A 25,668-nucleotide genomic window follows, 5' to 3' on the forward strand; every position below is an offset into this window, starting at 1 on the left:
CGGGCTGTCAGTGCCTCCGCGTACCTTCCTGGCATGACGTCATCACTGCGGTTGGAGACTATCGGCCCCCACAATGTCGACGCGGCGTGCGACCTCGTGGTGCGCCCCGAACAGGAGGACGTGGTCGCGCCGGTCGCCAGATCCCTGGCTGACGCGTATGCCCACGGCGACGCCGCCTGGCCCCGGCTGGTCTTCGACGGAGACCGACTCGTGGGGTTCGTCATGGGCGGTTTCGACCCGGCCAACCCGGTGGACGCCTTCCGGTGCGGCATCTGGCGGCTGAACATCGCGGCGGATCAGCAGGGCCGGGGGTACGGCCGCTTCGCGGTGGAAGCCGTGTGCGCGGAGGCCCGCCGCCGCGGAGAGCGCCGGGTCACGGTGCTGTGGGTTCCGCACGCGCACGGACCGGAGGACTTCTACCTGCGGCTGGGCTTCCGCCCGACCGGGGAGAAGATCCACGGGCAGATACTCGGCGCACTGTCGCTGGAGTAGCGGTGCCGGGTCCGGGCGCACCCCCTCCGGCCGGGCCCGCACACCGCCCGCTCGCGTTCACTTCTTGAACAGTAACCCCACCACGCATCCCGGAAATGGCAACAGAAGTTGTCGCTGACGCATCGCGCTTCGCATGCTCGGTCGCGGAGGTGGTCAGGATGACCGACGACGCGTACGACACGCTGATCATGGGCGGCGGTGCGGCCGGGCTCAGTGCCGCCCTGGTGCTGGGGCGGGCCCACCGGCGGGTGGCCGTGGTGGACGGCGGGGCACCCCGCAATGCCCCCGCCGCCCACATGCACGGCTTTTTGTCCCGGGACGGCCTGCCCCCGGGTGAGCTCCTGGCGCTCGGCCGGACCGAGGTCGCCGGGTACGGCGTGGAGCTGATCGATGCCCTGGTGGAGGACGTGCGGGCCGCGGATGACGGGTTCGCGGCACGGCTCGGGGACGGGCGGCGGCTCACCGCGCGCCGGCTCATCCTGGCGACCGGACTGCGCGACGAACTGCCCGGCATCCCCGGTGTGCGGGAGCGCTGGGGCAAGGAGGTGGCGGCCTGCCCGTACTGCCACGGGTACGAGGTCCGGGACCGCCCGATCGGCGTCATCGGCAGCGTGCACCTGGCGCTGCTGCTCGGTCAGTGGTCGGGCGACATCGCCTACTTCCCGCACGACGTGCCCGTCGCGCCCCAGGAGCGGGAGCAGTTGGAGGCGCGCGGGGTCCGGATCGTGACGGGCCGGGTCAACCGGCTGGCCGTCGAGGACGACCGGCTGCGCGGCGTGGAGGTGGACGGCAGAGGTTCGGTGGTGCGGGAGGCCGTGTTCGTGGCGCCGGCCTTCGTTCCCCGGGACGAGGTCCTGGTCGCGCTCGGCGCCCGGCGCAGGCCGGACGGCTTCATGGCGGTCGACGCGAACGGCCGCACCGACGTGCCGGGGGTGTGGGCGGCGGGCAATGTCGTCGACCCGCGCGCCCAGGTCATCACGGCTGCCGGGCAGGGCTCGGTGGCGGCGGCGCAGGTCAACGCCGATCTGCTCGCCGAGGACATCGCGGCGGCCGTGGCCTCCCGGCGCGCCGCCAACGCACTGTCCGGGGCGGGCGAACGCGCGGCCCACGCGGCACGCCACCGCGCCGCCGATCCGCTCGGGTAGCCCACCGGAGGGTCGCGCAGGTCGTACGGCGCCGTACCGCCGGGCAGTGGGCGCGGCCAACCGGGCAGCCGGAGAAGGCAGAAGCGGACTCCCCCTCACGCCACGCCACAGCGGGTCACCGGACTCTCCCCGGTCCGGCGCCCCTGCCTCAAGAGGCCCCCTTCGGCCCCGCTTCCCCGCCTACGGTTGCGCCGCCGGGCCGGTCCGCACGGTCATGACGGCACCGCACGCGGTGCCCTGGAGGGCCATCGGCCGCTGCCCGTGCGCTCCCCCGGAACGGTCATTCGGCCACCACTGGACGTCTCAGACGGGCATCCGTCCACACACCACCAGGGCCTGTCGCCAAGGCAGCGCCGTCCGGCCGAAGGGCGGGCCCGCCGCGTCTGGTGCTGGGGAGCGCCCAGGCCGAAGACCGGGGGGAGCACCGCACGGCGGAGGGTCGCCCTCGTAGCGGGCCGTTCGGGCAGTTCGCCAACGCAGCGAGGTGACGTGGCGTGCAGGAGGCCGCGGCCGGGCGGATCCGTCGGAGGGGACTCAGGACGACGAGCGGCGCACCAGTTCGGTCGGCAGGACCGTGCGCGCCCGCTCCGGGCCGCCCTCCGTGATCTCCGCGAGCAGCGCCCGGGTCATCGCCCGCCCCATGCCTTCCATCGGCTGCCGGACGCTGGTCAGCGGCGGGTCCATGTGCCGCGCCATGGAGGAGTCGTCGAACCCGACGAGGGCGACGTCCCCCGGCACCGTACGGCCCACCTCCCGCAGCGCCCGGCGGGCACCGATCGCCATCAGGTCGGAGGCGCAGAACACCGCGTCGAGGCCGGGGCGCCGGCGCAGCAGCGCGCGCATCGCCGCGTGCCCGCTCTCCTCGGTGAAGTCGCCGTGCGCGATCAGCTCGTCGTCGGCCTCGCGCCCGGCCGCCCGCAGGGCCTCCTGGTAGCCGGACAGCCGGCACTGGGCCGCGTACATGTCCAGCGGTCCGGTGATGGTGGCCACCGTGCCCCGGCCGCGACCCAGCAGGTGTTCGACGGCGAGCTGGGCGCCGCCGAGGTTGTCGCAGTCGACGTGCGGGAAGGTCTCCTGGGCCGAGCGGCGGCCGTTCATGACCGCGGGCATACCGATCTCAGTGAGCAGGTCGGGCAGGGGGTCATCGCCGTGCACGGAGACCAGCAGGACGCCGTCCACCCGACGGCTGGAGGCATACTGGCCGAAGCGCTGGCGTTCCTTCGGGGTGCGGATCAGGGTGAGCAGCAGCTGGATGTCGGTGTCGGCGAGTTCGGCGGTGACGCCGCGGATGATGCCGGAGAAGTACGGTTCGGCGAACAGCCGGGCCTCGGCCTCGGGGATGACGAGCGCGATGGCGTCGGCACGGTTCGCGGCGAGGGCACGGGCCGCGCGGTGCGGCACGTAGCCCAGGTCGGCGATCGCCGCCTCCACCGTGGCACGGGTGCGGTCACTCACCCGTGGGGAGCCGTTGATCACACGGGACACCGTGCCCCGGCCGACGCCCGCGCGGGCGGCGACCTGTTCCAGGGTCGGTCTGCCGTCGCGGCCACTGCCGCGTCCTGTACGAACCATCGCTTTTCCTCCCGTTCGCCCGCCCCGTTCCAACTACATCACGGAAACCGAGTCGTCGTGTCCGATGCCTTGACACCCGCCAAGGGCTCGGGGAGCCTTCAACCCATCACAACTGGGAGCGCTCCCACACATCAGAAACCCTACAGACCCCGTACGTTCCGAACCCAGGCCCCACCCCCACACACGCGCGCCGCACCACCCCGGCCGGGAAGGCAACGTCAGTGCGCCAGGAGGACGACCCGCTATGCGCAACACACCCCAAGTCCAAGTGTCATACCGCCGGCGCGGCCGGACCGCCAGAGCGATGGCGATCGGTCTTGCCGCGACCCTCGCCACCGGCCTGCTCGGCGCGTGTTCGAGCAGTGGCGACGGAGGTGACGACGGCCAGGTCACGCTGACCGTGGGCGTCTTCGGCCAGTTCGGATACGAAGAGGCCGGCCTGTACCAGGAGTACATGGACGCCAACCCCCACATCAAGATCCAGCAGGACTCGATCACCGAGAACAAGGACTACATAGCCCAGCTGCTCACCCGCCTCTCGCAGGGCAGCGGCCTGGCCGACATCCAGGCCATCGAGGTCGCCAACATCGCCGACATGGCCGGCGACCTCAACACCCGCTGGGTGGACTTCAACGAGTACGAGGACATCGACACCAGCCACTTCGCCCCGTGGAAGCTGGTGCAGTCCACCAGTGCGGACGGCCGTCTCATCGGGCTCGGCACCGACATCGGCCCCACCGCCATCTGCTACCGCAAGGACCTCCTCGAGGAGGCCGGGCTGCCCACCGACCGGGACGAACTCGGCGCACTGTGGGCCGGCGACTGGACCGCCTACATCGAGGCCGGTGAGCAGTTCCAGGAGAACGCCCCCGACGGCGTCTCCTGGGTGGACTCCCCCGGCGGCGTGTACAACGGCGTCGTCTCCAGCTACGAGGAGCGCTACTACGACGGCTCGGGCGAACTGGTCTACGAGACCAGCGAAGCCGTGCAGGCCGCCTGGGAGCTGGGGGTGCGCACCGAGGAGAGCGGTCTGAGCACCCGCCAGAAGCAGTTCACCCCCGAGTGGGAACGCGCCATGGCCAACGGCGACTTCGCCACCATCTCCTGCCCCGCCTGGATGCTCGGCTACATCCAGGAGAAGGCCGGGGACGCCGCCGAGGGCCTGTGGGACGCGGCGCCCGCGCCCGTGCCGTCCAACTGGGGCGGCGCCTTCGTCGGCGTGCCCGAGGCCGGCAAGAACCACGAAGAGGCCGTCAAGCTCGCCGCCTGGCTGACCGCCCCGGAGCAGCAGGCCAAGCTCTTCACCGAGCGCGGCAGCTTCCCCTCCTCCCTGGAGGCGCAGAGCACGCCCGAGGTCCAGGACGCCACGCACCCCTACTTCGAGGGGATGCCGATGGGAGAGATCTTCTCCGGCGCCGCCGCGGAGATCCCGCCCACCATCATCGGTCCGCGTGACCAGCTGATCCAGGAGGCCTTCGCCGACGGTCTGCTCCAGATCGCGCAGCAGGGCGAGTCGCCGGACTCCGCGTGGAGCAACACCCTCAGCAGGATCCAGAACGCCCTCGACGAGTAATCGGAACAGGTGCGGATCAATGACGACCGATAACGTCCCGGCCGCGCCCCCCGTTTCCACGGGGGGCGCGGCCCCGCCCGGCGACGCTGCCAAAGAGCAGCGCCGGGCCGACCGCCGTTCCCGCCGCTATCAGCGGGACACCAAATGGAGCCCGTACGGCTTCATCGCGCCCTTCTTCGTCTTCTTCGCCGCCTTCGGGCTCTTCCCTCTGCTGTACACGGGCTGGTCCGCCCTGCACCGGGTGTCCCTTCACAACCCGAACGAGCTGGAGTGGGTGGGGTTCCAGAACTTCACCCGGCTGTGGGAGGACGAGTTCTTCTGGAACGCCCTGGGCAACACCTTCACCATCGGCGTCATCTCCACGGTGCCGCAGCTGCTGATGGCCCTGGGCATCGCCCATCTGCTCAACTACAAGCTGCGCGGCTCGATGATGTTCCGGGTCGCGATGCTCACGCCGTACGCCACCTCCATCGCCGCCGCCACCCTGGTCTTCGCGATGCTGTACGGCCGGGACTACGGGTTGATCAACTGGGCGCTCGGCCTGGTGGGCATCGACCCGGTCTCCTGGGAAGCGGGCAGCTGGAGCAGCCAGTTCGCGGTCTCCACCATCGTGATCTGGCGCTGGACCGGCTACAACGCGCTGATCTACCTGGCCGCGATGCAGGCGGTCCCGCACGATCTGTACGAGTCGGCCGCGCTGGACGGGGCCAGTCGCTGGAAGCAGTTCATCCATGTGACGATCCCGTCGCTGCGCCCGACCATCATCTTCACCGTCGTGGTCTCGACCATCGGCGCGACGCAACTGTTCGGTGAGCCACTGCTGTTCGCCGGGTCGCCCGCGGGTGGTTCGCAGTCCCAGTACCAGACGCTCGGTCTGTACATGTACCAGATGGGCTGGTTCAACTTCCATCTCGGCCGGGCGGCGGCGATCGCCTGGACCATGTTCATGCTGCTGATCCTCATCGGCCTGGTCTATTGGGCGATCACCCGCTGGGTGAACCGCGACACCGCCGGCAAGGAGGCGTGACCGTGCCAATCACTGAGGTCGAGGCGGGCGCCGAGCCGGCGTCGCCGGCCACGGACGCGAAGAGCCCGGGCGGGAACGGCACGGGCCGTTCCGCCGGGCGCGGGCGCCGGGCGGGCAGCGCCGGCCGGCAGATGCACGGCGGCTGGCTCACGTACACCATCCTGGCCATCTTCACGGTGGGCTCGCTGATCCCGCTGGTGTGGCAGATCATCGCGGCGTCGCACTCCTCGGGCCGGCTGGCGCAGACCCCGCCCCCGCTGTGGTTCGGGGACCGGCTCTTCGACAACCTGGGCAGCGCCTGGACCGATGCCAACCTCGGTCTGGCGCTGCTGAACACCACCTTCGTGGCGGGCACCATCACCTTCTCCACGGTGCTGTTCGCGACGCTGGCCGGGTTCTCCTTCGCCAAACTCCGCTTCCGGGCGAAGAATCTGCTGTTCCTGCTGGTGATCGGCACCATGATGGTGCCGCCGCAGCTGACGGTGGTGCCGCTGTTCATGGCGGTCTCGGAGGTGGGGTGGACGGATCACCTCCAGGCCGTCATCCTGCCGATGATGGTGAGTGCCTTCGGGGTGTTCTTCATGCGGCAGTACCTGTCGCAGGCGCTGCCCACCGAGCTGATCGAGGCGGCCCGGGTGGACGGCGCGCACAGCCTGCGGGTGGTGTGGCACGTGGTCTTCCCCGTGGCGCGGCCGGCGATGGCCGTGCTGGGGATGCTCACCTTCGTGGCGGCCTGGAACGAGTTCTTCTGGCCGATCATCGCCCTCACCCAGCGCAATCCCACCGTTCAGGTGGCGTTGACGAACCTGGGGCGTGGGTATGTCCCCGATCAGGGCGTGATCATGGCGGGCGCGCTGCTGGGCACGCTGCCGCTGCTGATCGCGTTCGTGCTGTTCGGCAAGCAGATCGTGGGCGGCATCATGCACGGCGCGATCAAGGGCTGAGCATCGGCCGCGTACGCGGTCGGGTGGCGGCGCCGGTCCCTCCGGCGCCGCCGCATCAGCACCGTCCGGCGAGGTCAGTTACCCTCTGAACAAGCAAAAATGGGAGCGCTTCCATGACTGAAAACAAACCACGAGTGTTTCCACCGGACTTCCTGTGGGGGTCGGCCACGGCCGCCTATCAGATCGAGGGAGCCGCTCGCGAGGGCGGTCGCACGCCCTCGATCTGGGACACCTTCAGCCATACGCCCGGCAAGGTCCTGGCCGGCGACACGGGGGACGTGGCCTGCGACCACTACCACCGCTGGCGCGACGACCTGGCGCTCATGTCCGAGCTGAACCTGCGCTCGTACCGGTTCTCCGTCTCCTGGCCCCGGGTCCAGCCCACCGGGCGCGGCCCGGCCGTGCAGGCCGGGCTCGACTTCTACCGCGAACTGGTGGACGGCCTGCTGGAGCGGGACATCACCCCCATCGTCACCCTCTACCACTGGGATCTGCCCCAGGAGCTGGAGGACGCGGGTGGCTGGCCGGAGCGGGAGACGGCCGAGCGGTTCGCCGAGTACGCGGGGATCGTCGGCGAGACGCTCGGCGACCGGGTCCAGCTGTGGACCACGCTCAACGAGCCGTTCTGCAGCGCGTTCCTCGGCTACGGCTCCGGCGTGCACGCCCCGGGGCGCACCGACCAGGAGTCGGTGCTGCGCGCCTCGCACCACCTCAACCTCGCGCACGGTCTGGGGACCCAGGCGCTGCGCTCGGTACTGCCGCGCTCCGCCGAGGTGTCGATCAGCTTCAACCCGGGCGTGGTCCGTCCGCTGAACCCCTCCTCGGAGGCGGACCGCGACGCGGCGCGCCGGATCGACAACCTGCACACCCGGATCTTCTCCGACCCAGTGCTGCACGGTTCGTACCCCGAGGACCTGAAGCAGGACACCGCGCGGGTGAGCGACTGGTCCTTCGTGCGCGACGGCGACGAGGCGATCATCCACCAGCCGCTGGACTCGATCGGGATCAACTACTACACGACGACCATCGTGTCGGGTCCGCTGAACGAAGACCTGCCCGAGAGCAAGCTCTCCAGCAACCACGGCAAGTCCGAGCACTCCATGTGGGTGGGCGCGGAGGACGTGGTCTTCCACCGGCCGCCGGGCGAGGTCACCGAGATGGGCTGGACGGTCGACCCCTCGGGACTGACCGATCTGCTGCTGCGCTTCTCCCGCGAGGCTCCGAAGCTGGGTCTGTACGTGACCGAGAACGGCGCCGCGTACGACGACAAGCCCGACGCCACCGGAGCGGTGCACGACCCGGAGCGCATCGCCTACCTCCACCAGCACTTCGCCGCCGTGCACGAGGCGATGGAGCAGGGCGCGGACGTCCGCGGCTACCAGGTGTGGTCGCTGCTGGACAACTTCGAGTGGGCCTTCGGATACAGCAAGCGGTTCGGGATCGTGCACGTGGACTTCGACACCCTGGCACGCACCCCGAAGTCCAGCGCTCGCTGGTACGCCGGGGTGATCGCCGCCGGAGAGCTGCCCGCGGAGCCCGCCACAGGCGCCCCCCAAAGCGACTGAAGCGACCGAAGCGACTAGCCGCCCGTCGTCTGCCGTCGCTTTCCCGGAAGGGGGGACGGGGGAGCCTGGTGCCTGGTCCGCCGCCGTGTTGCCGCACGGCGCCGGGCCGGGCCCGGGCTCGTCCCGGCGTCGCCGACCGGGCCGCCCAGCGCCAGCCACAGCCGGATCTCGGCGCCGCCCAGCACCGAGCGGCCGATCCGCAGATCGCCGCCGGTGGACTCCGCCAGCCGGCGCACGATGTCCAGGCCCAGCCCGGTGGATCCGGGCCCGCCGTGGCCGTGGCCGCGGCGCAGCGCCGCGTCCGGGTCGGCGATCCCCTCCCCCGCGTCGGAGACCAGCACGATCACGGCGTCGTCGGTGCTGGCGTGGTGCACGTCCACGGCGAAGGCGGTGCCCTCGGGGGTGTGCCGGAAGACATTGCCGAGCATCGCGTCCAGGGCCGCGGTGAGTTCGGCGCGCGGCACCGGCACCCGTACGGGCTCCTCCGCCCCGGACAGCCGTACCTCGCGGCCCTCGTCCTCGGCCAGCGCCGACCAGAACGCCATCCGGTCCCGGATCACCTCCGCCGCGTCGACCTCGCCGCGCTCGGCCGCGGTGCCTCCCGCGGAGTGGTGGGCGCGCTGTTCGCGGACGGTGCGGATGATCTGGTCGATCTCCGCCTCCAACTGGTCCACCGCGTGCCGGGTCTGGTCGGCGGCGTCGCCCTCGCCGAGGGTGGCGGTGTTCAGGCGCAGGACGGTGAGCGGGGTGCGCAGCCGGTGCGAGAGGTCGGCGGCCAGTTCGCGCTCGTTGGCGAGCAGGCGGGCGACCTGGTCGGCCATGGAGTTGAACGCCACGGCGGCCTCGCGCAGTTCGGCGGGGCCGGCCTCGGGCACCCGTACCTCCAGACGACCCTGGCCCAGTTCGCGGGCGGCGCCGGCGAGTTCCTCGGCGGGGCGCACGGTGCGGCGGCCGAGCCGGTCGGCGATCACGAGGGAGCCGGCCACCAGGGCGATGCCGACGGCGGCGAGCACCAGCCAGGCGGTGGTGACGCCGGTGGCGAGTTCGGCGTCGGGGACGAACACCTCGACGACGGCGATGCGTTCGCCGGAGACGGCGGTGGGCTGGAGCAGGATGACGCCGCCGGGGGTCTCCAGTGTGGCGGCGCGGGCGAATTCGGTGAAGGAGCGGAACTCCTCGTCGCTGGTGTGCGGTTCACCGATGACGATGGCCTCGTCGGCGGGTCCGGTGGCGGCGGGCAGCCAGATGGCGATGCGGCCGGCGGCGCCCGCCTCCGTGCTGGCGACGGCTCGTTCCAGCTGGTCGCGGTCGCCGGTGATGGCGAGGACGGGGCCGATGGCGGCCGCCTGCCGTTCCGCGTTGCTGATGGCCCGGTCACCGGCCATCTCCTGGACGACCAGGCCGAGCGGGACGGCGAAGGCCAGCACCACCATCGAGGTGACGGCGAGCGAGATGCGCACCAGCGCCCATCTCATAGGGGCGCTTCCAGCTTCACTCCGACGCCGCGCAGGGTGTGCAGGTAGCGGGGTTTGGCGGCCGTCTCGCCCAGCTTGCGGCGGAGCCAGGACAGATGGACGTCGATGGTCTGGTCGTCGCCGTAGGACTGCCGCCACACCTGGGTGAGCAGTTCCTTGCGCGCAACGACGACACCGGGGCGCTGGGCGAGGAAGGCCAGCAGGTCGAACTCACGCCGGGTGAGGTCGAGTTCCATGCCGTCGAGCCGGGCCCGGCGGCGCAGTGGGTCCACCGACAGGCCGCCGACGCGCAGTTCGGCGTCCTGGGGTGCGCCGGGGCGCCCGCCCCCGGCGCGGACTCGGCGCAATACCGCCGCCATCCGGGCCGAAAGATGCTCTGCGGAGAAGGGTTTGACGAGATAGTCGTCGGCGCCGTCGTTGAGGAGCCGTACGATCTCGGTCTCGTCGTCCCGGGCTGTGGCGATGATCACGGGCACGTCGGTGATGCCGCGCAGCATCTTCAGGGCTTCCCGGCCGTCCAGATCCGGGAGGCCGAGGTCGAGAATCACCAGGTCGAAGCCGATCTGGGCCACTTCCCGCAGCGCTTCGAGCGCGGTGCCCACGCTGCGCACGGTGTGTGCGGCATCGGTGAGCTGACGGATTAAGGCTGACCGTACGAAGGGATCGTCTTCCACCACGAGCACATGCGCCATGCGCGGCACCGTACGCCATTAGGGTGATCCTGATGCAACGTCTCCTGGTGCGCGCGGGTGTGTGGGCGGTCGCGACCGGCTTGGCCGTCACGTTCTCCTGGTTCGGGGTGTATTCGGTGCTGCGCGGGACGGTGTACGACCCGCCGCGGGCCGTTCCGGTGCGGGACGCCTCGGTGTGGACGGAGCCGGCCGCGTCCTCCACGCACCGGCCGCCGCAGGAGCCGGCCGGAACGGCGGGAGCGGAGGGGTCACCGCCCGACGCGTCGCCGGACCCGGAGCCGGATCCCCCCGCGGATCGCGCTCCCGGGTCGGGGGAGGAGTCCGGATCCGACCCCGGTCAGGGAGGCGAGGGGGAACCGCCGCCGGACATGGACCCGGAGCCGGTGGATCCGCCACCGGCCGGGGGCCGGGTGGAGACGGTGACGCTGGACGGCGGGCGGGTGGTCTACGAGCTGACGCCGGACCGCTGCGAGTTGGTGTCGGCGACCCCGGAGGCCGGCTGGGAGATGCAGGTGTGGACCACCGAGTCGTATCTGCGGGTGACCTTCGCCGGGCACGGCCGGGAACTGTCGGCGTTCTGCACCTGGCACGGCTACGAGCCGGTGGTCGAGGTCCACGAGCAGTGACACGCCACGAGGGCCGGGCGCGCGGAGTCCCGCTCAGTCGAACAGGCCCTCCGGCGGGGCCGGGGACGGCTGGGCCGTGGCGTCGGTGACCACCGCGGCGCCGGCGGTGAAGTCGGTCAGCGCGGTGTCGGTGAGCAGCCGGGTGGGCTGGGGCTCGCGGGCCAGGCGCTGACGCAGGGCGTCCAGGGGCAGCGGTCCGTCGGCGGCGAGCAGGATGCCGTTGCCGTAACGGCGGCCGCGCAGCACGGCGGGGGCGATGCTGAGGGCGGCGGTGCCGAAGCGGCTGAGCGCGGTGGCTGTCTGGCCGCGCAGATGGGTCAGCGGGCCGCCGTCGGTGATGTTGGCCGCGTACGTTCCGCCGGGGGCGAGCACCCGGCGTACGGCGTCGAGGAATTCGGCGCTGGCGCAGTGGGCGGGGGTGCGGGCGTGGGCGAAGATGTCGGCGATCACGAGGTCGGCGGAGTGCTCCGGCAGCCTGTCGAGCGCCTCGCGTGCGTCCAGGGCGCGCACTTTGACGCGCGCGCCGGCGGGCAGCGGCAGGTGCCGGCGTACGAACTCGGTGAGCGCCGCGTCGGGCTCGGCCACCTGCTGTCCGGAACGCGGCCGGGTGACGGCGACGTAGCGGGCCAGGGTGAGCGCGCCGCCGCCGAGGTGCACGACCCGGAGCGGGGCGCGGGGCGGGGCCAGAACGTCGATCACATGGCCGAGCCGGCGCTGGTACTCGAAACCGAGCCGGGTGGGCTCGGCCAGGTCGACGTGCGACTGCGGCGCGCCGTCCAGGAGCAGTTCCCACGCCTCGGCGCGATCGGCGTCGGGCAGCAGTTCCGCGCGCCCGCCCGCCACCTGCGCGGTGGTCGTCTCCGCCGCCTGCCGTCCTCGTCGTGCCATCCGACCAGTATCGCCCGGGTACCGGTCAGGGCTGACAACGGTCGGCCGCGGCGAGCAGCCGGGCCGCGTGCCGCAGCGCGGTGCGCAGCCGCTCGGGCGGCGTGGCGTGCGGGACGGAGCCGTCCGGCGGGACCAGCCAGCCGGTGCCGGTGACCGGCGGGCGCCCCACGCCCTGCGGCTGGCCGTAGGTGGGAGTGCAGGCGCTGCCGGGCAGATCCCAGCGCTCCGCGGTGCCCGGCGGTACGAGGAAGCCCAGGGTGTCGCCATTCCTGTCGTGCAGGACGGGCCCGGTGCCGTTCAGCAGCCGCACCATCAGGTCCACGGCTTCCAGGCCCTCCCTGGCCGGTACCGTGACCAGATCGCACGGCTGTGCTCCGCCGCCGTTCACCATGGGGATTCACTCCTCACGTCACATCGGTGTGTGAGGTACAACGCCGCACAGGCGTCAATGGCTACGGGCATGTGCCGCTGAAACGAGTGGCAGTTCATGGCAGATCGCGGGCGGAATATCCGATCTGTACGTACATCGACGTCCCTTGGGCGCTATGCGGCGGGTACGGTCCCGATATGGCCACGTCACCGAACCGAGCCTTCCGGGCGCTGCGCGGCACCCGTTCGGCCGCGGAGTTCGCCACGGCGGTACGGCGGGCGGCTCGGGAGATCGGCGAGACCGTCAGCTGCGACGCCCGGTACATCGGGCGGGTGGAGTCGGGTGTCATCCGCTGTCCGAACTACGCCTATGAGCGGGTATTCCGCCATATGTTTCCCGGCCGCACCCTCGCCGACCTGGGCTTCGCCCCCCGGGACACCGTGCGCGGGCGCGGGGCGCGCGCCGGAGTAAGCACATCAGTACGAATTGCTGGGTACACCACCAGGGACCGCACCGGCACCGACCACCGTGAGGAGAGCGACGTGTTGCGCCGAGTGTTCATGGCCGGTGGCCCGGCCGCCGTGGCGTCCCTCACCCCCCTCGCCGCCCTGACCACCGCCGCGGCCGCCGGCCCGGCCGCCGCCACCACGACGCCGCATCACGTCGGCGCCACCGAGGCCGCGGCGGTGGAACAAGCGGTCACCGACATCCGGGACTTCGACGACCGCTACGGCGCGGACGAGCTGTACGGCCCGGCCGGTGAAACACTGCGCGCCGCCCAGGAACTGCTGGACGCGGGCACGGCCCGCGCCTCCGTCAGCGCCCGGCTGCACGCCGCCGCCGGCGAACTGGCGCTGTCGGTGGGCTGGCTGGCGCACGACTCGGGGCGCCACGCGGACGCGCGCTCGCACTACGCCGAGGCCCTGGCCACGGCGCGCATGAGCGATGACCGCGCGCTGGAGGCGCACGCCTTCTGCAACACGGCATTCCTCGCCCGCGACACCGGCCGCCACCGGGAGGCGGTCCGCGCCGCACAGGCCGGCCAGCAGGCCGCCCGCGCGGCCGGCTCGCACCGGCTGCACTCGCTGCTGGCGCTGCGCGAGGCCGGCGGCTGGGCCGGCCTCGGCGATCGCCGCGGCTGCGAACTCGCCCTGGCCCGGGCCCACACCGCGTTCGGACACGGTCCGGACGACGCGGACCCGGCCTGGATGACGTTCTTCAACGAGGCGGAACTGGCCAGCCAGGAGGCGCACTGCTGGGCGGCGCTGGAGGACTGGGAGCGCGCGGGCGACGCGGCACGCCGGGCGCTCACGGCGCGGGAACCCCACCTGGTACGCAACCGGGCGCTGTACCTCGCCGAACTGGCGGACCACCTGACGCACGGCGGCCAGCCCGAAGAGGCCGCCTCGGCCGGCCGCCAGGCCCTCGACCTCCTGGACCGCGTCCGCTCCTCCCGCATCAGCACCCTCCTGCGCCGCACGGCACAACGCCTGGTCCCGTACGAAAACACCCCGGAGGTAGCCACCTTCACCGCCCGCGCGGCATAGCCCGCGAGGCGGGCGGTCAGGCGGTCAGGCCGACGAGGCGGCGACCGACCAACGACCCGGAACGGCCCGGACGGCTATCCCCGCGTGTGCGGGGAGCACCCTTTCCAGACTACTCACGTGAGTAGTCTGGAATGGACCATCCCCGCGTGTGCGGGGAGCACCCTTTTTGACCTGTGCTTTTGTCCTGACGCCGGCCGGTTTTCGTTCACCTGCGCAGCGCGTCCCCGCCCGGCACGGCTCAAGCGCGTGGGTACGCGCTCAGTGTTCCAGGTGGCCCGTGTCGTTCCAGCGGGCCAGGACCGGTTCACCGTGGGCCCAGCCCAGTTCGGACAGCGAGGCAGGCGCGAGGCGGATGCGGGAGGCGAAGCGCACGTCCTGGCCCAGCCAGCGGGCCGCCACCGAGCGCAGGATGTGGCCGTGCGCGAACAGCACCGCGTCACCCTCGACCTCCTGTGCCCACGCCACGACCTCGTCGGCCCGCGCCGACAGCTGCGCGAAGGTCTCGCCGCCGCGCACCCCGTCGCGCCACAGCACCCACTCACCGCCCCGGGCCTCGGCCATCTGTTCGCCGGTGCGGCCCTCGGCGTCGCCGTAGTCCCACTCCTTGAGCGCGTCCCAGTCGCTCGCCCGGTCGCCGAATCCGGCCAGCTCGCAGGTCTCCTTGGCGCGCGACAGGGGCGAGGTGCGCACCTGCGCGCCGCGCAGCCCGTCCCACGGCGCGCGGTGCAGCCGCGCGCCCAGCGCCTTGGCGTCCGCCCGGCCCTCGTCGAGCAGTGGGACGTCGGTGTGCCCGGTGTGCCGTCCATCCACCGACCAGGCGGTCTGCCCGTGCCGTACCAGCAGAATGCGCGCGGTCATGATTCTCACTTCTCTCACGGTGTACCGGGTGGTACGTGGCTGATTTTCCCATCCTCCCGCATGGAACCATGGGCACCGACCGAGCGTCTGTTCCCTTACGCCCCGCTGTCCGCGGGGTGAACTGTCCCTGCCCGAACACTGGAGTCCGACCCCATGCCCCGAGTCCGGCCCCGCTGGTGGACCGAGCTGCTGCTGATCGTGGTTGTCTACGGGGCGTATTCCGGCGCCCGCCTGCTGGCCAGGGGTGATGTCAGTACGGCGGTGGAGAACGGACTGGCGATCCTGCGTCTGGAACGGTCCCTGTTCCTCAATCCGGAGGAGCCGCTCAACGACCTGTTCACGCAGGAGGCGTGGCTGGGGATACCATCCTCCTTCGCGTACGCGTCCCTGCACTACCTGGTCACGCCGGCGATCCTGGTCTGGCTGTTCAAACGCCGCGCCGCGCACTACCGGCTGATGCGGACCTGGCTGATGGGGTCGACCCTGATGGGGCTGATCGGGTTCACCCTGATGCCCACCTCGCCGCCCCGGCTGCTGCACGACCGGCACGGTTTCACCGACAGCCTCTCCCAGTACAGCGAGTACGGGTGGTGGGGTGACGAGGCGAGCGCGCCCAGCGGGATGGGCGACATGACCAACCAGTACGCGGCGATGCCGAGCCTGCACGTCGGCTGGGCGGTGTGGTGCGGGGTCGCGCTGTGGTACTTCGGGCCGCGCACCTGGTGGATGCGTTCCCTCGCGGTCGGCTACCCGCTGATCACCGTGATGGTGGTGATGGGCACCGCCAACCACTACTTCATCGACGCGCTGGCCGGCATCGCGGTGATGATCGCCGGGCTGCTGCTGGCCCGGCCCCTCATGCGGCTGGCCGAGCGGTTCCAGGAGCGCCTGGGGCTGGTACGGAGCGCGTCGGCGTCCCGCGACGGGTCCGTGTCTGCGGGGCCGTACGCCCCGGAGCGTACGGACGGCGCGCGGAGTGGCGACCGGAGCGAAGCGGAACTGGCCCGGACCTCGGGTGGCTCGCGGACGTAACCTGGGGAGGATTCCCGCGTCCCCACGTCCCCGATCCGCACGCGCATCCGATCGCGCGTCCCAGCGCCCCTCGCGTCCCAGCACCCCCGCACCCGCCGCTCAGCAGCCGTGGAGGCTCCCGCATGACCGATTCCGGACCGGCACCCGAGTCGCCGCGCTTCCGCCGCCCCGCCGGGCTGTTCTTCGAACCGCCCACGGATGCCCCGGAGGAGGAGCACTTCTTCGATCTGGAGTCCATCTCCGAGCCGGATCTGCTCCTGTCGCGCGCCACCGAACTCGCCGTGGCCTTCCAGGCCGCGGCGGACCGCGCGGTGGAGTACCAGGCCGTCGCGGCCGCCCAGCTGGCGGACCCGCGCCGCTTCGACCGGCTGTCGGCGGCCCAGATCGCCGAGCGGGCGGAGTGGACCGAGGACTACGCGGTGAAGATGATCGAGTTCGGCCGGCGGCTCCAGCGGCGGCAGGCGCCGCACGGTACCGGAGGTCACCCCCCGCTGTCCTGATTTCCCGGAGATGCAGCGGGGGCGGCACCCGGTCCCGTACATCTGGGTGTCATGACGGAACCCGCGGTTCTCCCGACACCCGCCCCGGCACCTGTGCCCGCGCCGACACCGACCCCCTCCGGGGCCCGGTGGCTGGCCTCGGCGCGCTGCGGCACGGACTTCGATGTGATCAGCGCGCCGGGTCTGTTCGGGCGGCGCGTGCTGGAGCGGCTGTGGTCGGCGGGTCCGGGCCGGGGTCCGGTGGCGGCGTACCGGGGCCGGCTGCTGCTGTTCGCGGCGCCCGGCACCGCGGCCAGGCTGCCGGCGCTGCTGCGCTGGGAGGAGTGGAGCCGCGGCACCCGGCTGATCCCTCCGCTGCTGTGCCACGGCGTGGGGGACGTGGTGACGGTGCCGGACGGCACGACGGCGGCGGACGGTCACTGGCTGGTGGCGCCCGAGAGCCGTCATCCCTGGCTGCCGGGCCCCGAGGTGCTGCTGTGGGCCTGTGTCCGGGCGGCCAGGGAGGGGGCCGGGCGGGGGCGGGAGAAAGCGATTTTTGCTGATGACCGGCGGGGTGCTAATGTCTACGACGTCAGCAGGCGCCGCTAGCTCAGTTGGTTAGAGCAGCTGACTCTTAATCAGCGGGTCCGGGGTTCGAGTCCCTGGCGGCGCACCGACACGGAAGGCCTCTCGCAGCAGCGGGGGGCCTTTTCCGTACCCCTCGAACCGGCGGCTCCTACCGCATCCCGGGGTGGTTCGGAAGGGGGCGCGCGGGGTGCTAATCTTTATGACGTCAGCAGGCGCCGCTAGCTCAGTTGGTTAGAGCAGCTGACTCTTAATCAGCGGGTCCGGGGTTCGAGTCCCTGGCGGCGCACCGACACGGAAGGCCTCTCGCAGCAGCGGGGGGCCTTTTCCGTACCCCCCGAACCGGCTGGCTCCTCCACCCCGCAGCCCTTCCCCCACCCACACCTCCCCCCCTCACTCCTTGACGATCTTGAGATTCCAGCCGCCCGCGGGCGTCCGGTCCCCCACCTCCACCCGTACGCCGTGTTCCTTGTCGTGGTAGCTCTCCCCGGTCCCCAGCGGGGCGTCCGCCAGCCGTGGGTGCACGGAGCTGCCGTGGCAGGCGCCGGTGCCCGGGTGGCCGTCGATGACCTGGATCGGGCCGTCGGCGGAGGCCACGTCGCTGCGCACCTTGTAGAGCAGGACACCCTGGGTGCAGGCCCGCTTGTCGTTGCCCTCCCGGGTGCGCGCCTCGGCGACCAGGACCTCGGTGCGGCCGAGGCGGATGACGGCCAGACGGGTGTCGGCGGCGGGGTTGGCGGCGTCCAGGGGCGCGGTGAGCGGCTGGAGCGTGTGCCGGGTGGTGCCGGGGGCCCGTACGCAGTCGACGTGCTCGGTGGTGAGCCAGCCGAGTTTCCACTTGTGCCAGGCGAAGGGCTCGGGGGCGAGTCCGAACTGGCTGCCCATGAGGTCCCAGTCGCCCACGTGGGTGTCCCAGTCGCCGTAGTCGCCGACGGGCCGGTTGTACAGGTCGGGCAGGTCGAAGATGTGCCCGGTCTCGTGGGCGAGGACGTTGCGGTCCGGCGGCCGCTTCTCGAAGACGGTGACGACGCGGCTGATCTCCGTGTCGCCGACCCGCAGCGGCTCGTGGAAGTTGACGACCTTGGTGGCGTCGGAGTCCACACCGGGCGCCTGGGGGTCGGCGACCAGATAGATGACGTCGTACGCGCCGAGGTCCTCGACGACCGGGGCGAGGACGGTCAGGGCGTCGCGCAGGTAGGCGGTGCGCAGCTGGGCGTCCCAGTCGCGCTGGACGGCGTAGTGGGTGGACGGGGCGGGCATCTCGGTCCACCGGGGCACCACGTCCATCGCGAGTTCGAATTGGCCGTAGGAGGCGCGCCGGAAGAAGTCGTCGGTGGCGGGGGTGTGGTCGGCGGCGATGTCGGCCGGGTCGAGCAGGTCGCCGGAGTCGGGGAAGGAGAGGAAGACCATCACCGCGTCGAGGGTGCCCACCGGGCGCGGGTAGGCCTCGTTCCAGGTGTCGAGGCCTTCGGAGTGGTGGTGCGCGGAGCGCGGCAGGCCGCACGGCTCGTCGGCGAGCGCGGCTGTGCCGGGTCCCGCGGTGAGAGTGCTCCCCATGAGGGCGGTCAGCGCGGTGAGGACGGCGGCGGGCCGCAGGAGGGCGCTCCGTGACACGTCTGCCTCCCATGGGGTGTGCGGGAGCGGGGAGATGCCCTCACCACTGTGTTCACTTCTGTCCCGCTGTGCCCCATGGGATTGGGCCGGCCGGCCTAACGAGCAGTACGATTACCCTGCGTATATGTCTTTCGGGAACGATCGCTACCTTGCCCCGGGTGGGCAGAACCGATCAGCTCCTCGCAAACGTGTGCGGGGCGGTGGGGTCGGGGATCGAGACAGGCCCGGAAGGAGCTGGCTCCGGCCACGGATCAGCCTCTATGATCGGCACATTTCCAGCGGATTCCCCCGGCCGGCAGCCCAGGAGCGATCGGTGAACGGACCCATCCCAGGACCGGGCGGCCCACCCGGCGGCGCCCAGGACATCCCCCGGCCGGTCATCACGGAGCGTGATGTTCAGGCCCGCTACCGGGCCGACCAGCAGACCGATCCCCGGGCCGGTCACCGGGCCGACTACCGGGCCGCGTTCCGGATCGCCTCCGCGCCGATGGCGCTGATCGCCCCCTCCGGCCGGATCACCGCCGCCAACACGGCGCTGGAGACCCTGCTCGGACACGGCCCCGGCGAACTGGCGGGCCTCCCCGCCGACGCCGCCACCGGGCTCGACCTCGGCCTGGACGGCGACACCCGGGGCCCGTACCACGCGGTGCTCAGCGGGCGGCGCGAGCAACTGCGCTGCACCCGGCGGCTGAAACACGCCGACGGGCACACCGTCTGGGCGGAGGTCACCGTACGGCCGTCCGGGCCGGACGGCGGCGCCCTGCTCTCGGTGCTCGACATCACCGAACGGCGCGAACTGCGCGAGAAGCTGTGGCACCTCCAGATGCACGACCCGGTCACCCGGCTGCCCAACCGCTCGCTGTTCGTGGAACGCCTCACCGCCGCCCTGAACGACTCCGCCACCGGCCGCATCGGCCTGTGCTACCTGGACCTGGACGGCTTCAAGGCCATCAACGACACCCACGGCCACCGGGTCGGCGACGAACTGCTGAGCGCCGCCGCCCGGCGGCTGAGCCAGTGCACGAACGGCACCACCGGGACCGGCACCCTGGTGGCGCGGCTGGGCGGCGACGAGTTCGCCGTACTGGTGGAGAGTTCCGCCGGCACGGATCAGCTCACCGGGCTCGCCCAGGCGATGCTGGCCGCCCTCCAGCGCCCCTTCGACGTGGCGGGACAGCGGCTGTCCGTCTCCGCGAGCATCGGCGTCGTGGAGCGCGAATGCGCCGGCGTCAACGCCACCTCCCTCATGCAGGCCGCCGACACCACGCTCTACTGGGCCAAGGCGGACGGCCGGGCCCGCTGGACCCTCTTCGACCCCGAGCGCAACGCGCACCGCATGACCCGCCAGTCGCTCACCGCCACGCTGCGCCCCGCCATCGAACGCGGCGAGTTCGTCCTCGAATATCAGCCGATCGTGGCACTCGCGGACGACACCCTGCGCGGCGTCGAGGCGCTGGTGCGCTGGCAGCACCCGCAGTTCGGGCGGCTCACCCCGGACCGTTTCATCGGCCTCGCCGAGGAGAACGGCGCCATCGTGCCGCTGGGCCGCTGGGTGCTCACCGAGGCCTGCCGGCAGGCCCGCGCCTGGCAGCTCAGCCACCAGCACCGCCCGCCGCCGTTCGTCAGCGTCAATGTGGCGGTGCGGCAGATGTGGGACTCGGACGTCGTCGCGGACGTCACCCGGGTGCTCGCCGAGACCGGACTGCCCGCCGGGCTCCTCCAGCTGGAACTCACCGAATCCGCCGTCATGGGCCCGGCCGGGCGACCCCTCCAGGCACTCCAGGAACTGTCCGAGATGGGGGTACGGATCGCCATCGACGACTTCGGCACCGGCTACTCCAACCTCGCCTACCTCTCCCAGCTGCCGGTACGCGCCCTCAAGCTCGACGGGACGTTCGTCAAGGGGTTCAGGACCGCCCGCCACCTCAACCCGGCGGACGAGACCATCGTGACCGCCCTGGTGGACCTCGCGCACAAGCTGGGCCTGACCGTCACCGCCGAATGCGTGGAGGGCCAGGCCCAGGCCGACCGGCTGCGCCGTATCGGCTGCGACACCGGTCAGGGCTGGCTGTACGCGAAGCCGCTGCCGCCGGAGCGGATCACCGCCATGATCGGCGGGACGACGGGGTTCGCGGACGGTTCCTGACCGTCCGATCGGCCCGGGGCCGGGCTTCGGACGCCCGGTGGCCGGGCCTGCCGTCGGTGCCGGCGGATACCGGCGCCGGACGGCGGGCGGGTCAGGCCCGGTCGAACAGCGCGCCGAGCGCGGGCACCCGTACCGTACGGCCCAGCAGCCGCAGGCCCTCCCACGCCGTCACCTGATTCGCGGTGAGCACCGGCTTGCCCAGCTCCGACTCCAGCTCCGCCACCCACGCCGCCGTGTGCAGCGCCGTGTCCGGCAGCAGCACCGCCTGCGCCGCCGGGTCATCACCCTCGCGGGCGATCCGCAGCACGTCCTCGCGCCCCCAGGTGCCGACCTCGGCGGCGGTGATGATGCCGCTGCCCCGGGTACCGACCACCTCGGCGCCCGCCACCTTCAGGAACTCGGCGAACAGCCCGGCCACGTCCTCCGGGTACGTCGCCGCGATCGCCACCCGGCTCACCCCCAGCTCGGCCACCGCGTGCGCGAAGGCGAAGGAGGTACTGGAGGCGGGCAGCCCGGCCGCCTCGGAGAGCGCCGTCACCTGCTGGCCCGCGCCCTCCCAGCCGTATACGAAGCTGGCGCTGGTGCAGGCCCACACCACCGCCCGCGCGCCCGCGCGCTTCAGCTCGCCGACCCCCGCCGCCAGCCGGGGCACCGCGCCCATCTCCAGCAGCGCGTCCACACGGTGGGCGTCCGTCCCCATGTCGGTGTGGACCAGCGGCAGCCGCACCCCCGCGGCGCGGGGGTCGCCGCTGTCCCGCAGCAGGGCCTCCATCCGGGGGTAGTCGTCCTCCGCCGAGTAACCGGGGTAGAGGAATCCGACGGTGCCGTCGGCCGTCGTGTCCGTGCCGTCCCTGCTGTCGTCCATACGGCGCTCGCTTCCTGCTCGTGCTCGTCGTGGTCACCCTCAGCCGGGCGGCCGGCCACCGCCGAGGTCGTCCGGGAAGACCATCCCGCCGGTCGTCTCCAGCGGGCTCTCCTCCCCCGCCGTCGCCGCCGCGGCGGTCGGCTCCGGCGCGGTGACCGTGGGCAGCGGCGGGATGGCGGACAGCGCCTCCAGCGAGGCCCGCGCGGCCGGGTCGAGCAGCGCCTGGTACGGGCCCACCGCTTCCTTGCCGATCATCCGCAGCGCCTTCCAGACCGTGACCTGGTTCGCCGACAGCACCGGAATCCGCAGCTCCGCCTCCAGCTGCGGGATCACATCGTAGGTGGCGAGGTTCGTGCAGCTGATGAACAACGCGTCCGGGGCGTCGGCCGCCGTCGCCTCGCGGGCCATGTTCACCACGTCGCGGTAGCCGACCCGCCAGATCTCCCGGGTGAGACCCAGATAGCTGCGTCCGCTGACCTCGACCCCGGCCGCGTGCACGAAGTCCTCGAGGGAGTCGGTGACCGAGCGGGTGTACGGGGTGATCACCGCGACCCGGCGCACGCGCAACTCGCGCAGCGCCTCCAGCAGCGCCCCGGAGGTGGTCATGGCGGGGGCTTCGCCCGCCTGGGTCATCGCGGTGGTCATGGCCATCTCGCCGGCCACCCCGCCGACGAAACTGCCGGAGGTGCAGGCGTACGCGATGACCTCGGGGGACACGGCGGACAGCGCGCGTACCGCCTCCCGCAGGGTCTCGTGCTCGGAGACCATCCGGGCCAGGTCGAGACTCACCTCCACCGGCACGAACGGGGTCCGTGTCACATGCAGGGAGATGTCGTCGGGCACCCACCGCCACAGTTCGCGATCGAGCGCGAAGTCGAACGGCGCCACGACTCCGATCCCACGCTGCGGCTGCGGGCCACCCAGGAAGGAGACATCCATTTCACACCCCATATTCAAACGCGGGGGCGGCGCAGAACCAGTCTGGCCGGACGATGACATATACAGAAACGCACTACCGGTCGGCGAATCTTCCGGTACCGGGACGCCGGGAGTCGATGGCCTTCGTTGACGAAGGTAGTTTCTTCTCCCTACCGTGGTCAATCCTCGACCGCACCTCCATTGGCACCACCTTCTCCCCAGCCAAACACGCCCTCGTTTCGAAACGGTTTCGCCGGATGCCCGAATCCTGTGTCCTGGTCCTTGACGCCGACCCTCTCCCCCGCCTCGACCGGCTCGCCGGGCGGGCGCGCGTCCTGCACGCCGACGGCGCCGCGGCCCTTGCCCGGCAGCTGCCCCAAGCGGATGTACTCCTCGTGTGGGACTTCGGCTCCGACGCGGTACGGGAGGCCTGGCCAGGCGCCGGAGCGCGCCCGGCGTGGGTGCACACCGCGAGCGCCGGCGTGGACCGGCTGCTCTTTCCCGAACTGCTGTCCGCCGCGACGATCATTACCAATGCCCGGGGCGTCTTCGACCGGCCGATCGCCGAATATGTTGCGGGGCTGGTCCTGGCCATGGCAAAGGATTTCCTGGGCAGCTGGAAATTGCAGCAGGAGCGCCGCTGGCGGCACCGGGAGACATTCAAGGTGTACGGAAGCCGGGCGGTTGTCATCGGATCGGGTCCGATCGGCCGGAGAATCGGTTCGACGCTCATGGCACTGGGTGTCAAAGTGACACTCACCGGCCGCCGGGAACGCGCCGGCGATCCGGAATTCGGCCGGGTGCGGGCCGCCGACGACCTGCCCGTTCTGCTGCCGGAGGCCGACTGGGTGGTGTGCGCGGCACCGCTGACCGAGGCGACGAGAGGTCTGTTCGACGCGGACGCGTTCGCCCGGATGAAACCGACAGCGCACTTCATCAACATCGGACGGGGCGGCCATGTGGTGGAACCGGACCTGGCGGCGGCCCTGCACGCCGGGGCGCTGGCGGGCGCGGCGCTGGATGTCTTCGCCACCGAACCGCTGCCCGCCGACAGCCCGCTGTGGGACGCGCCGGGGCTGATCGTCTCGCCGCACATGAGCGGGGACACCTTCGGGTGGCGCGATGACCTGGCGGAGCAGTTCCTGGACAACTTCGACCACTGGGCGGCGGGGGAACCGCTGTTCAACGTGGTCGACAAGCGGCTGGGCTATGTGTCGGGCGACGGCCCCGGCACCGGCGCGGCCACCGACGGAGGGGAAGGGAAGCCCACGTGACGGCGGACGAGGAACTGACCGGCTGGACGGCGACAGAACTCACGCGGGCGTACGCGGCGGGCGAGGTCTCCCCCGTGGACGCGACGCGCGCCACGCTCGCCCGGGCCGAGGCCGTACAGCCCGAGCTGAACGCGTTCGTCCTGCTCGATCACGACGGCGCCCTGGAGCAGGCGCGGGCCGCCGAGGACCGCTGGCGGCGCGGCGCGGCGGCCGGCCCGGTGGACGGCGTGCCCGTCACGGTGAAGGACATCCTGCTGATGCGCGGCCACCCCACGCTGCGCGGCTCGGCCGCGCTGTCCGCCGAGGGCGTGTGGGACGAGGACGCGCCGGCGGTGGCCCGGCTGCGGGAGTCGGGGGCGGTGTTCATCGGGAAGACGACCACGCCCGAGTTCGGCTGGAAGGGTGTGACCGACTCGCCGCGACACGGCGCGACCGGCAATCCGTACGCCCCGGAGCGTACGGCCGGCGGATCCAGCGGGGGCAGCGCTGCGGCGGTCCGGGCCGGGGCCGGGCCGCTGAGCCTGGGCACGGACGGGGGCGGCTCGGTACGCATCCCCGGGTCGTTCTGCGGGGTCTTCGCGCTGAAGCCGACGTACGGACGGGTCGCGATCTATCCGGCGAGCGCGTTCGGGACGCTGGCCCACGTCGGCCCGATCACCCGGGACGCCCGCGACGCGGCGCTGCTGATGGATGTGATCGCCCGCCCCGACCCGCGCGACTGGTCGGCGCTGCCCGCCACGGGCGGCGCCCACCGCTTCCGCACGGCGGTGGCCGAGGCCGGGGACACCGTCCGGGGACTGCGGGTCGCCTACTCGCCACGGCTCGGCTTCGACGGGGTGCGGGTCGAACCGGCCATCGCGGCGGCCGTGCGGCGGGTGGCCGAGCGGCTGGCCGACCTGGGCGCGGTGGTCGAGGAGACCGACCCGCCGCTGCCGTCGCTGGACCAGCTGCGGGAAGCGTTCCACGTGCTGTGGTTCGCGGGCGCCGCGCGGGTGATCCAGCCCTTCGACGAACGGCGGCAGGCGCTCCTCGACCCGGGGCTGCGGGAGATCTGCGGCCAGGGCGCCGGGTACGGGTCGCTGGACTACCTGGCGGCGGTGGACGTGCGAATGGCCCTGGGCAAGGCGATGGGCGGCTTCCACGAGGCGTACGACCTGCTGCTGACGCCGACGATGCCGATCGCGCCGTTCGCGGCGGGGGCGGAGGTGCCGGCGGCCTCCGGTATGACGCGGTGGACGGAGTGGACGCCGTTCACCTACCCCTTCAACATGACGCAGCAGCCCGCCGCGACCGTGCCGTGCGGCACGGACGCGGGCGGACTGCCGATCGGCGCCCAGCTGGTCGGGGCGCGGCACACGGACGAACGGGTGCTGGCGGTCGCCCACGCGCTGGACGCCTCGGGCGCCACCCGGGTCGAAGACCCCTACGCGCGCCGGAAGTTGAGCGACTCACCGAGCGCACCGGCGCGCCACAGGTCCTGACAGGCGTCGGCCATCCGGTCGAGCCCGTCGACCACGGTCCCCCACACGATGCCGGGCACCCAGCCGGCGTCGCCGTTGATGAGGAGGTTGTTGCGCTCGTAGAAGAGCGCGAGATCGACGACGGTCGCCTTGCCCTGGTGGGCGGCGTGCGTCTCGTACCCGTAGGCCTTGGTGCCCAGCTGGGTGTCGGAGAAGGTGAAGTAGCACAGGTCGCCGGGGATCGGCGTGATGGTGGGGTTCTCCAGCGGCGGCTCCTCGGGGGCGAAGGGCGGCACGAGGGTGTAGATCTCATTACGGGCGTACTTGGCGTGATAGACGTCGCCACCCAACGGCAAGGCGTCCCACACGGCATGGCAGGTGATGGGCGCCCGGTCACTGAGCAGCTTGGCGGTACAGCTGACCCCGCGCTTGTCCAGCGAGACGGTGATGAACCGCTCCGAGTCCGACATGGGACATCCCTCCTGATCCGCACACGATGTTCTGCTGCAGGCATGGTGGCA

The 25,668-nt window shown here is 72.0% G+C and carries 24 protein-coding genes and 2 tRNA genes; 16 read left to right on the forward strand and 10 right to left on the reverse strand.

The genetic code is table 11. The features are described 5' to 3' along the window. The first annotated feature begins 33 nt into the window (after positions 1-33). Entirely contained in the window at positions 34-492 is a 459-nt protein-coding gene (locus H7827_RS08150) for a GNAT family N-acetyltransferase (protein ID WP_386542019.1), read from the forward strand. Positions 493-650: 158 nt separating this feature from the next. Further along, the gene (locus tag H7827_RS08155; protein WP_432743802.1) at positions 651-1,637 is read left to right on the forward strand and encodes an NAD(P)/FAD-dependent oxidoreductase; all 987 of its coding nucleotides are present in this window, start codon (positions 651-653) and stop codon (positions 1,635-1,637) included. A gap of 534 nt (positions 1,638-2,171) precedes the next feature. Here H7827_RS08155 and H7827_RS08160 read toward each other — a convergent pair. After that, on the reverse strand, positions 2,172-3,209 hold the full coding sequence (locus H7827_RS08160; RefSeq protein ID WP_200364381.1) for a LacI family DNA-binding transcriptional regulator: 1,038 nt from the start codon (positions 3,207-3,209) through the stop codon (positions 2,172-2,174). Positions 3,210-3,513: 304 nt separating this feature from the next. Between H7827_RS08160 and H7827_RS08165 the strand changes: the two genes are divergently transcribed. The 4 genes from H7827_RS08165 (at position 3,514) to H7827_RS08180 (ending at position 8,318) form a co-directional block, all read left to right on the forward strand. After that, positions 3,514-4,782: an ABC transporter substrate-binding protein gene (locus H7827_RS08165; protein WP_386542017.1), complete on the forward strand. Its 1,269-nt coding sequence runs from the start codon at positions 3,514-3,516 to the stop codon at positions 4,780-4,782. Between the two features lie 19 nt (positions 4,783-4,801). Continuing rightward, positions 4,802-5,809 carry a carbohydrate ABC transporter permease gene (locus H7827_RS08170; protein ID WP_234389685.1) on the forward strand — a complete coding sequence of 336 codons (1,008 nt, stop codon included), beginning with the start codon at positions 4,802-4,804 and terminating at the stop codon, positions 5,807-5,809. Between the two features lie 131 nt (positions 5,810-5,940). After that, the gene (locus H7827_RS08175) at positions 5,941-6,753 is read left to right on the forward strand and encodes a carbohydrate ABC transporter permease (RefSeq protein WP_046725792.1); all 813 of its coding nucleotides are present in this window, start codon (positions 5,941-5,943) and stop codon (positions 6,751-6,753) included. Positions 6,754-6,866: 113 nt separating this feature from the next. Then, positions 6,867-8,318 (forward strand): GH1 family beta-glucosidase, encoded by a 1,452-nt coding sequence (locus H7827_RS08180; RefSeq protein ID WP_432743805.1) that lies wholly within the window; start codon positions 6,867-6,869, stop codon positions 8,316-8,318. 14 nt (positions 8,319-8,332) lie between these two features. Here H7827_RS08180 and H7827_RS08185 read toward each other — a convergent pair whose 3' ends face one another. Both H7827_RS08185 and H7827_RS08190 read right to left on the reverse strand, forming a co-directional pair. Continuing rightward, positions 8,333-9,793 (reverse strand): sensor histidine kinase, encoded by a 1,461-nt coding sequence (locus tag H7827_RS08185; protein ID WP_432743807.1) that lies wholly within the window; start codon positions 9,791-9,793, stop codon positions 8,333-8,335. Next, positions 9,790-10,485: a response regulator transcription factor gene (locus H7827_RS08190; protein WP_432743809.1), complete on the reverse strand. Its 696-nt coding sequence runs from the start codon at positions 10,483-10,485 to the stop codon at positions 9,790-9,792. Before H7827_RS08190 ends, H7827_RS08185 begins: the two co-directional genes overlap by 4 nt. 32 nt (positions 10,486-10,517) lie before the next feature. On the opposite strand from H7827_RS08190, the gene H7827_RS08195 reads away from it, so the two are divergent. Further along, positions 10,518-11,111, forward strand: a complete 594-nt coding sequence (locus H7827_RS08195) for a hypothetical protein (protein WP_432743811.1) — start codon at positions 10,518-10,520, stop codon at positions 11,109-11,111. A 33-nt stretch (positions 11,112-11,144) separates the two neighbouring features. On the opposite strand, the gene H7827_RS08200 is transcribed toward H7827_RS08195, so the two are convergent. Together H7827_RS08200 and H7827_RS08205 are read right to left on the reverse strand one after the other, a co-directional pair. Next, a complete protein-coding gene (locus H7827_RS08200; protein ID WP_030736767.1) occupies positions 11,145-11,999 on the reverse strand; it encodes a spermidine synthase in 855 nt (284 codons plus the stop codon). Positions 12,000-12,024: 25 nt separating this feature from the next. Then, entirely contained in the window at positions 12,025-12,390 is a 366-nt protein-coding gene (locus tag H7827_RS08205) for a hypothetical protein (RefSeq protein WP_030736770.1), read from the reverse strand. A 176-nt stretch (positions 12,391-12,566) separates the two neighbouring features. On the opposite strand from H7827_RS08205, the gene H7827_RS08210 reads away from it, so the two are divergent. Further along, entirely contained in the window at positions 12,567-13,916 is a 1,350-nt protein-coding gene (locus H7827_RS08210; RefSeq protein ID WP_432743814.1) for a tetratricopeptide repeat protein, read from the forward strand. 258 nt (positions 13,917-14,174) lie between these two features. On the opposite strand, the gene H7827_RS08215 is transcribed toward H7827_RS08210, so the two are convergent. Then, positions 14,175-14,774, reverse strand: coding sequence for a histidine phosphatase family protein (locus H7827_RS08215; RefSeq protein ID WP_432743816.1), 600 nt, complete (start codon positions 14,772-14,774; stop codon positions 14,175-14,177). Between the two features lie 153 nt (positions 14,775-14,927). Between H7827_RS08215 and H7827_RS08220 the strand changes: the two genes are divergently transcribed. From H7827_RS08220 to H7827_RS08240, 5 genes are all read left to right on the forward strand, one after another. Beyond that, the gene (locus H7827_RS08220; RefSeq protein ID WP_432743818.1) at positions 14,928-15,806 is read left to right on the forward strand and encodes a phosphatase PAP2 family protein; all 879 of its coding nucleotides are present in this window, start codon (positions 14,928-14,930) and stop codon (positions 15,804-15,806) included. A gap of 122 nt (positions 15,807-15,928) precedes the next feature. After that, entirely contained in the window at positions 15,929-16,306 is a 378-nt protein-coding gene (locus tag H7827_RS08225; protein WP_030736780.1) for a hypothetical protein, read from the forward strand. A gap of 51 nt (positions 16,307-16,357) precedes the next feature. Next, positions 16,358-16,894 (forward strand): hypothetical protein, encoded by a 537-nt coding sequence (locus H7827_RS08230; RefSeq protein WP_386539997.1) that lies wholly within the window; start codon positions 16,358-16,360, stop codon positions 16,892-16,894. After that, positions 16,885-16,958, forward strand: a tRNA-Lys gene (locus H7827_RS08235). Before H7827_RS08230 ends, H7827_RS08235 begins: the two co-directional genes overlap by 10 nt. 127 nt (positions 16,959-17,085) lie before the next feature. Then, positions 17,086-17,159 (forward strand) — tRNA-Lys (locus tag H7827_RS08240). Positions 17,160-17,263: 104 nt separating this feature from the next. On the opposite strand, the gene H7827_RS08245 is transcribed toward H7827_RS08240, so the two are convergent. Further along, entirely contained in the window at positions 17,264-18,484 is a 1,221-nt protein-coding gene (locus H7827_RS08245; RefSeq protein ID WP_432743821.1) for a M6 family metalloprotease domain-containing protein, read from the reverse strand. Between the two features lie 313 nt (positions 18,485-18,797). Between H7827_RS08245 and H7827_RS08250 the strand changes: the two genes are divergently transcribed. Further along, entirely contained in the window at positions 18,798-20,630 is a 1,833-nt protein-coding gene (locus tag H7827_RS08250; protein WP_432743823.1) for a putative bifunctional diguanylate cyclase/phosphodiesterase, read from the forward strand. A gap of 91 nt (positions 20,631-20,721) precedes the next feature. Here H7827_RS08250 and H7827_RS08255 read toward each other — a convergent pair whose 3' ends face one another. Continuing rightward, positions 20,722-21,495, reverse strand: a complete 774-nt coding sequence (locus H7827_RS08255; RefSeq protein WP_262833116.1) for a maleate cis-trans isomerase family protein — start codon at positions 21,493-21,495, stop codon at positions 20,722-20,724. A gap of 39 nt (positions 21,496-21,534) precedes the next feature. Continuing rightward, complete coding sequence (locus H7827_RS08260) at positions 21,535-22,434, reverse strand: maleate cis-trans isomerase family protein (RefSeq protein WP_030736801.1); 900 nt, start codon at positions 22,432-22,434, stop codon at positions 21,535-21,537. 236 nt (positions 22,435-22,670) lie between these two features. Here H7827_RS08260 and H7827_RS08265 point away from each other — a divergent pair, with 236 nt between their 5' ends. Continuing rightward, positions 22,671-23,687 (forward strand): D-2-hydroxyacid dehydrogenase, encoded by a 1,017-nt coding sequence (locus H7827_RS08265; RefSeq protein ID WP_432743825.1) that lies wholly within the window; start codon positions 22,671-22,673, stop codon positions 23,685-23,687. Further along, entirely contained in the window at positions 23,684-25,168 is a 1,485-nt protein-coding gene (locus H7827_RS08270; RefSeq protein ID WP_432743827.1) for an amidase, read from the forward strand. The genes H7827_RS08265 and H7827_RS08270 overlap by 4 nt, the downstream gene beginning before the upstream one ends. On the opposite strand, the gene H7827_RS08275 is transcribed toward H7827_RS08270, so the two are convergent. Next, a complete protein-coding gene (locus tag H7827_RS08275) occupies positions 25,111-25,617 on the reverse strand; it encodes a DUF3830 family protein (RefSeq protein ID WP_046724774.1) in 507 nt (168 codons plus the stop codon). The genes H7827_RS08270 and H7827_RS08275 overlap by 58 nt on opposite strands. Positions 25,618-25,668: the final 51 nt, after the last annotated feature.

Origin of the sequence: Streptomyces sp. JH002 (assembly GCF_050916115.1) — a bacterium.
Classification (GTDB): domain Bacteria; phylum Actinomycetota; class Actinomycetes; order Streptomycetales; family Streptomycetaceae; genus Streptomyces; species Streptomyces xiamenensis.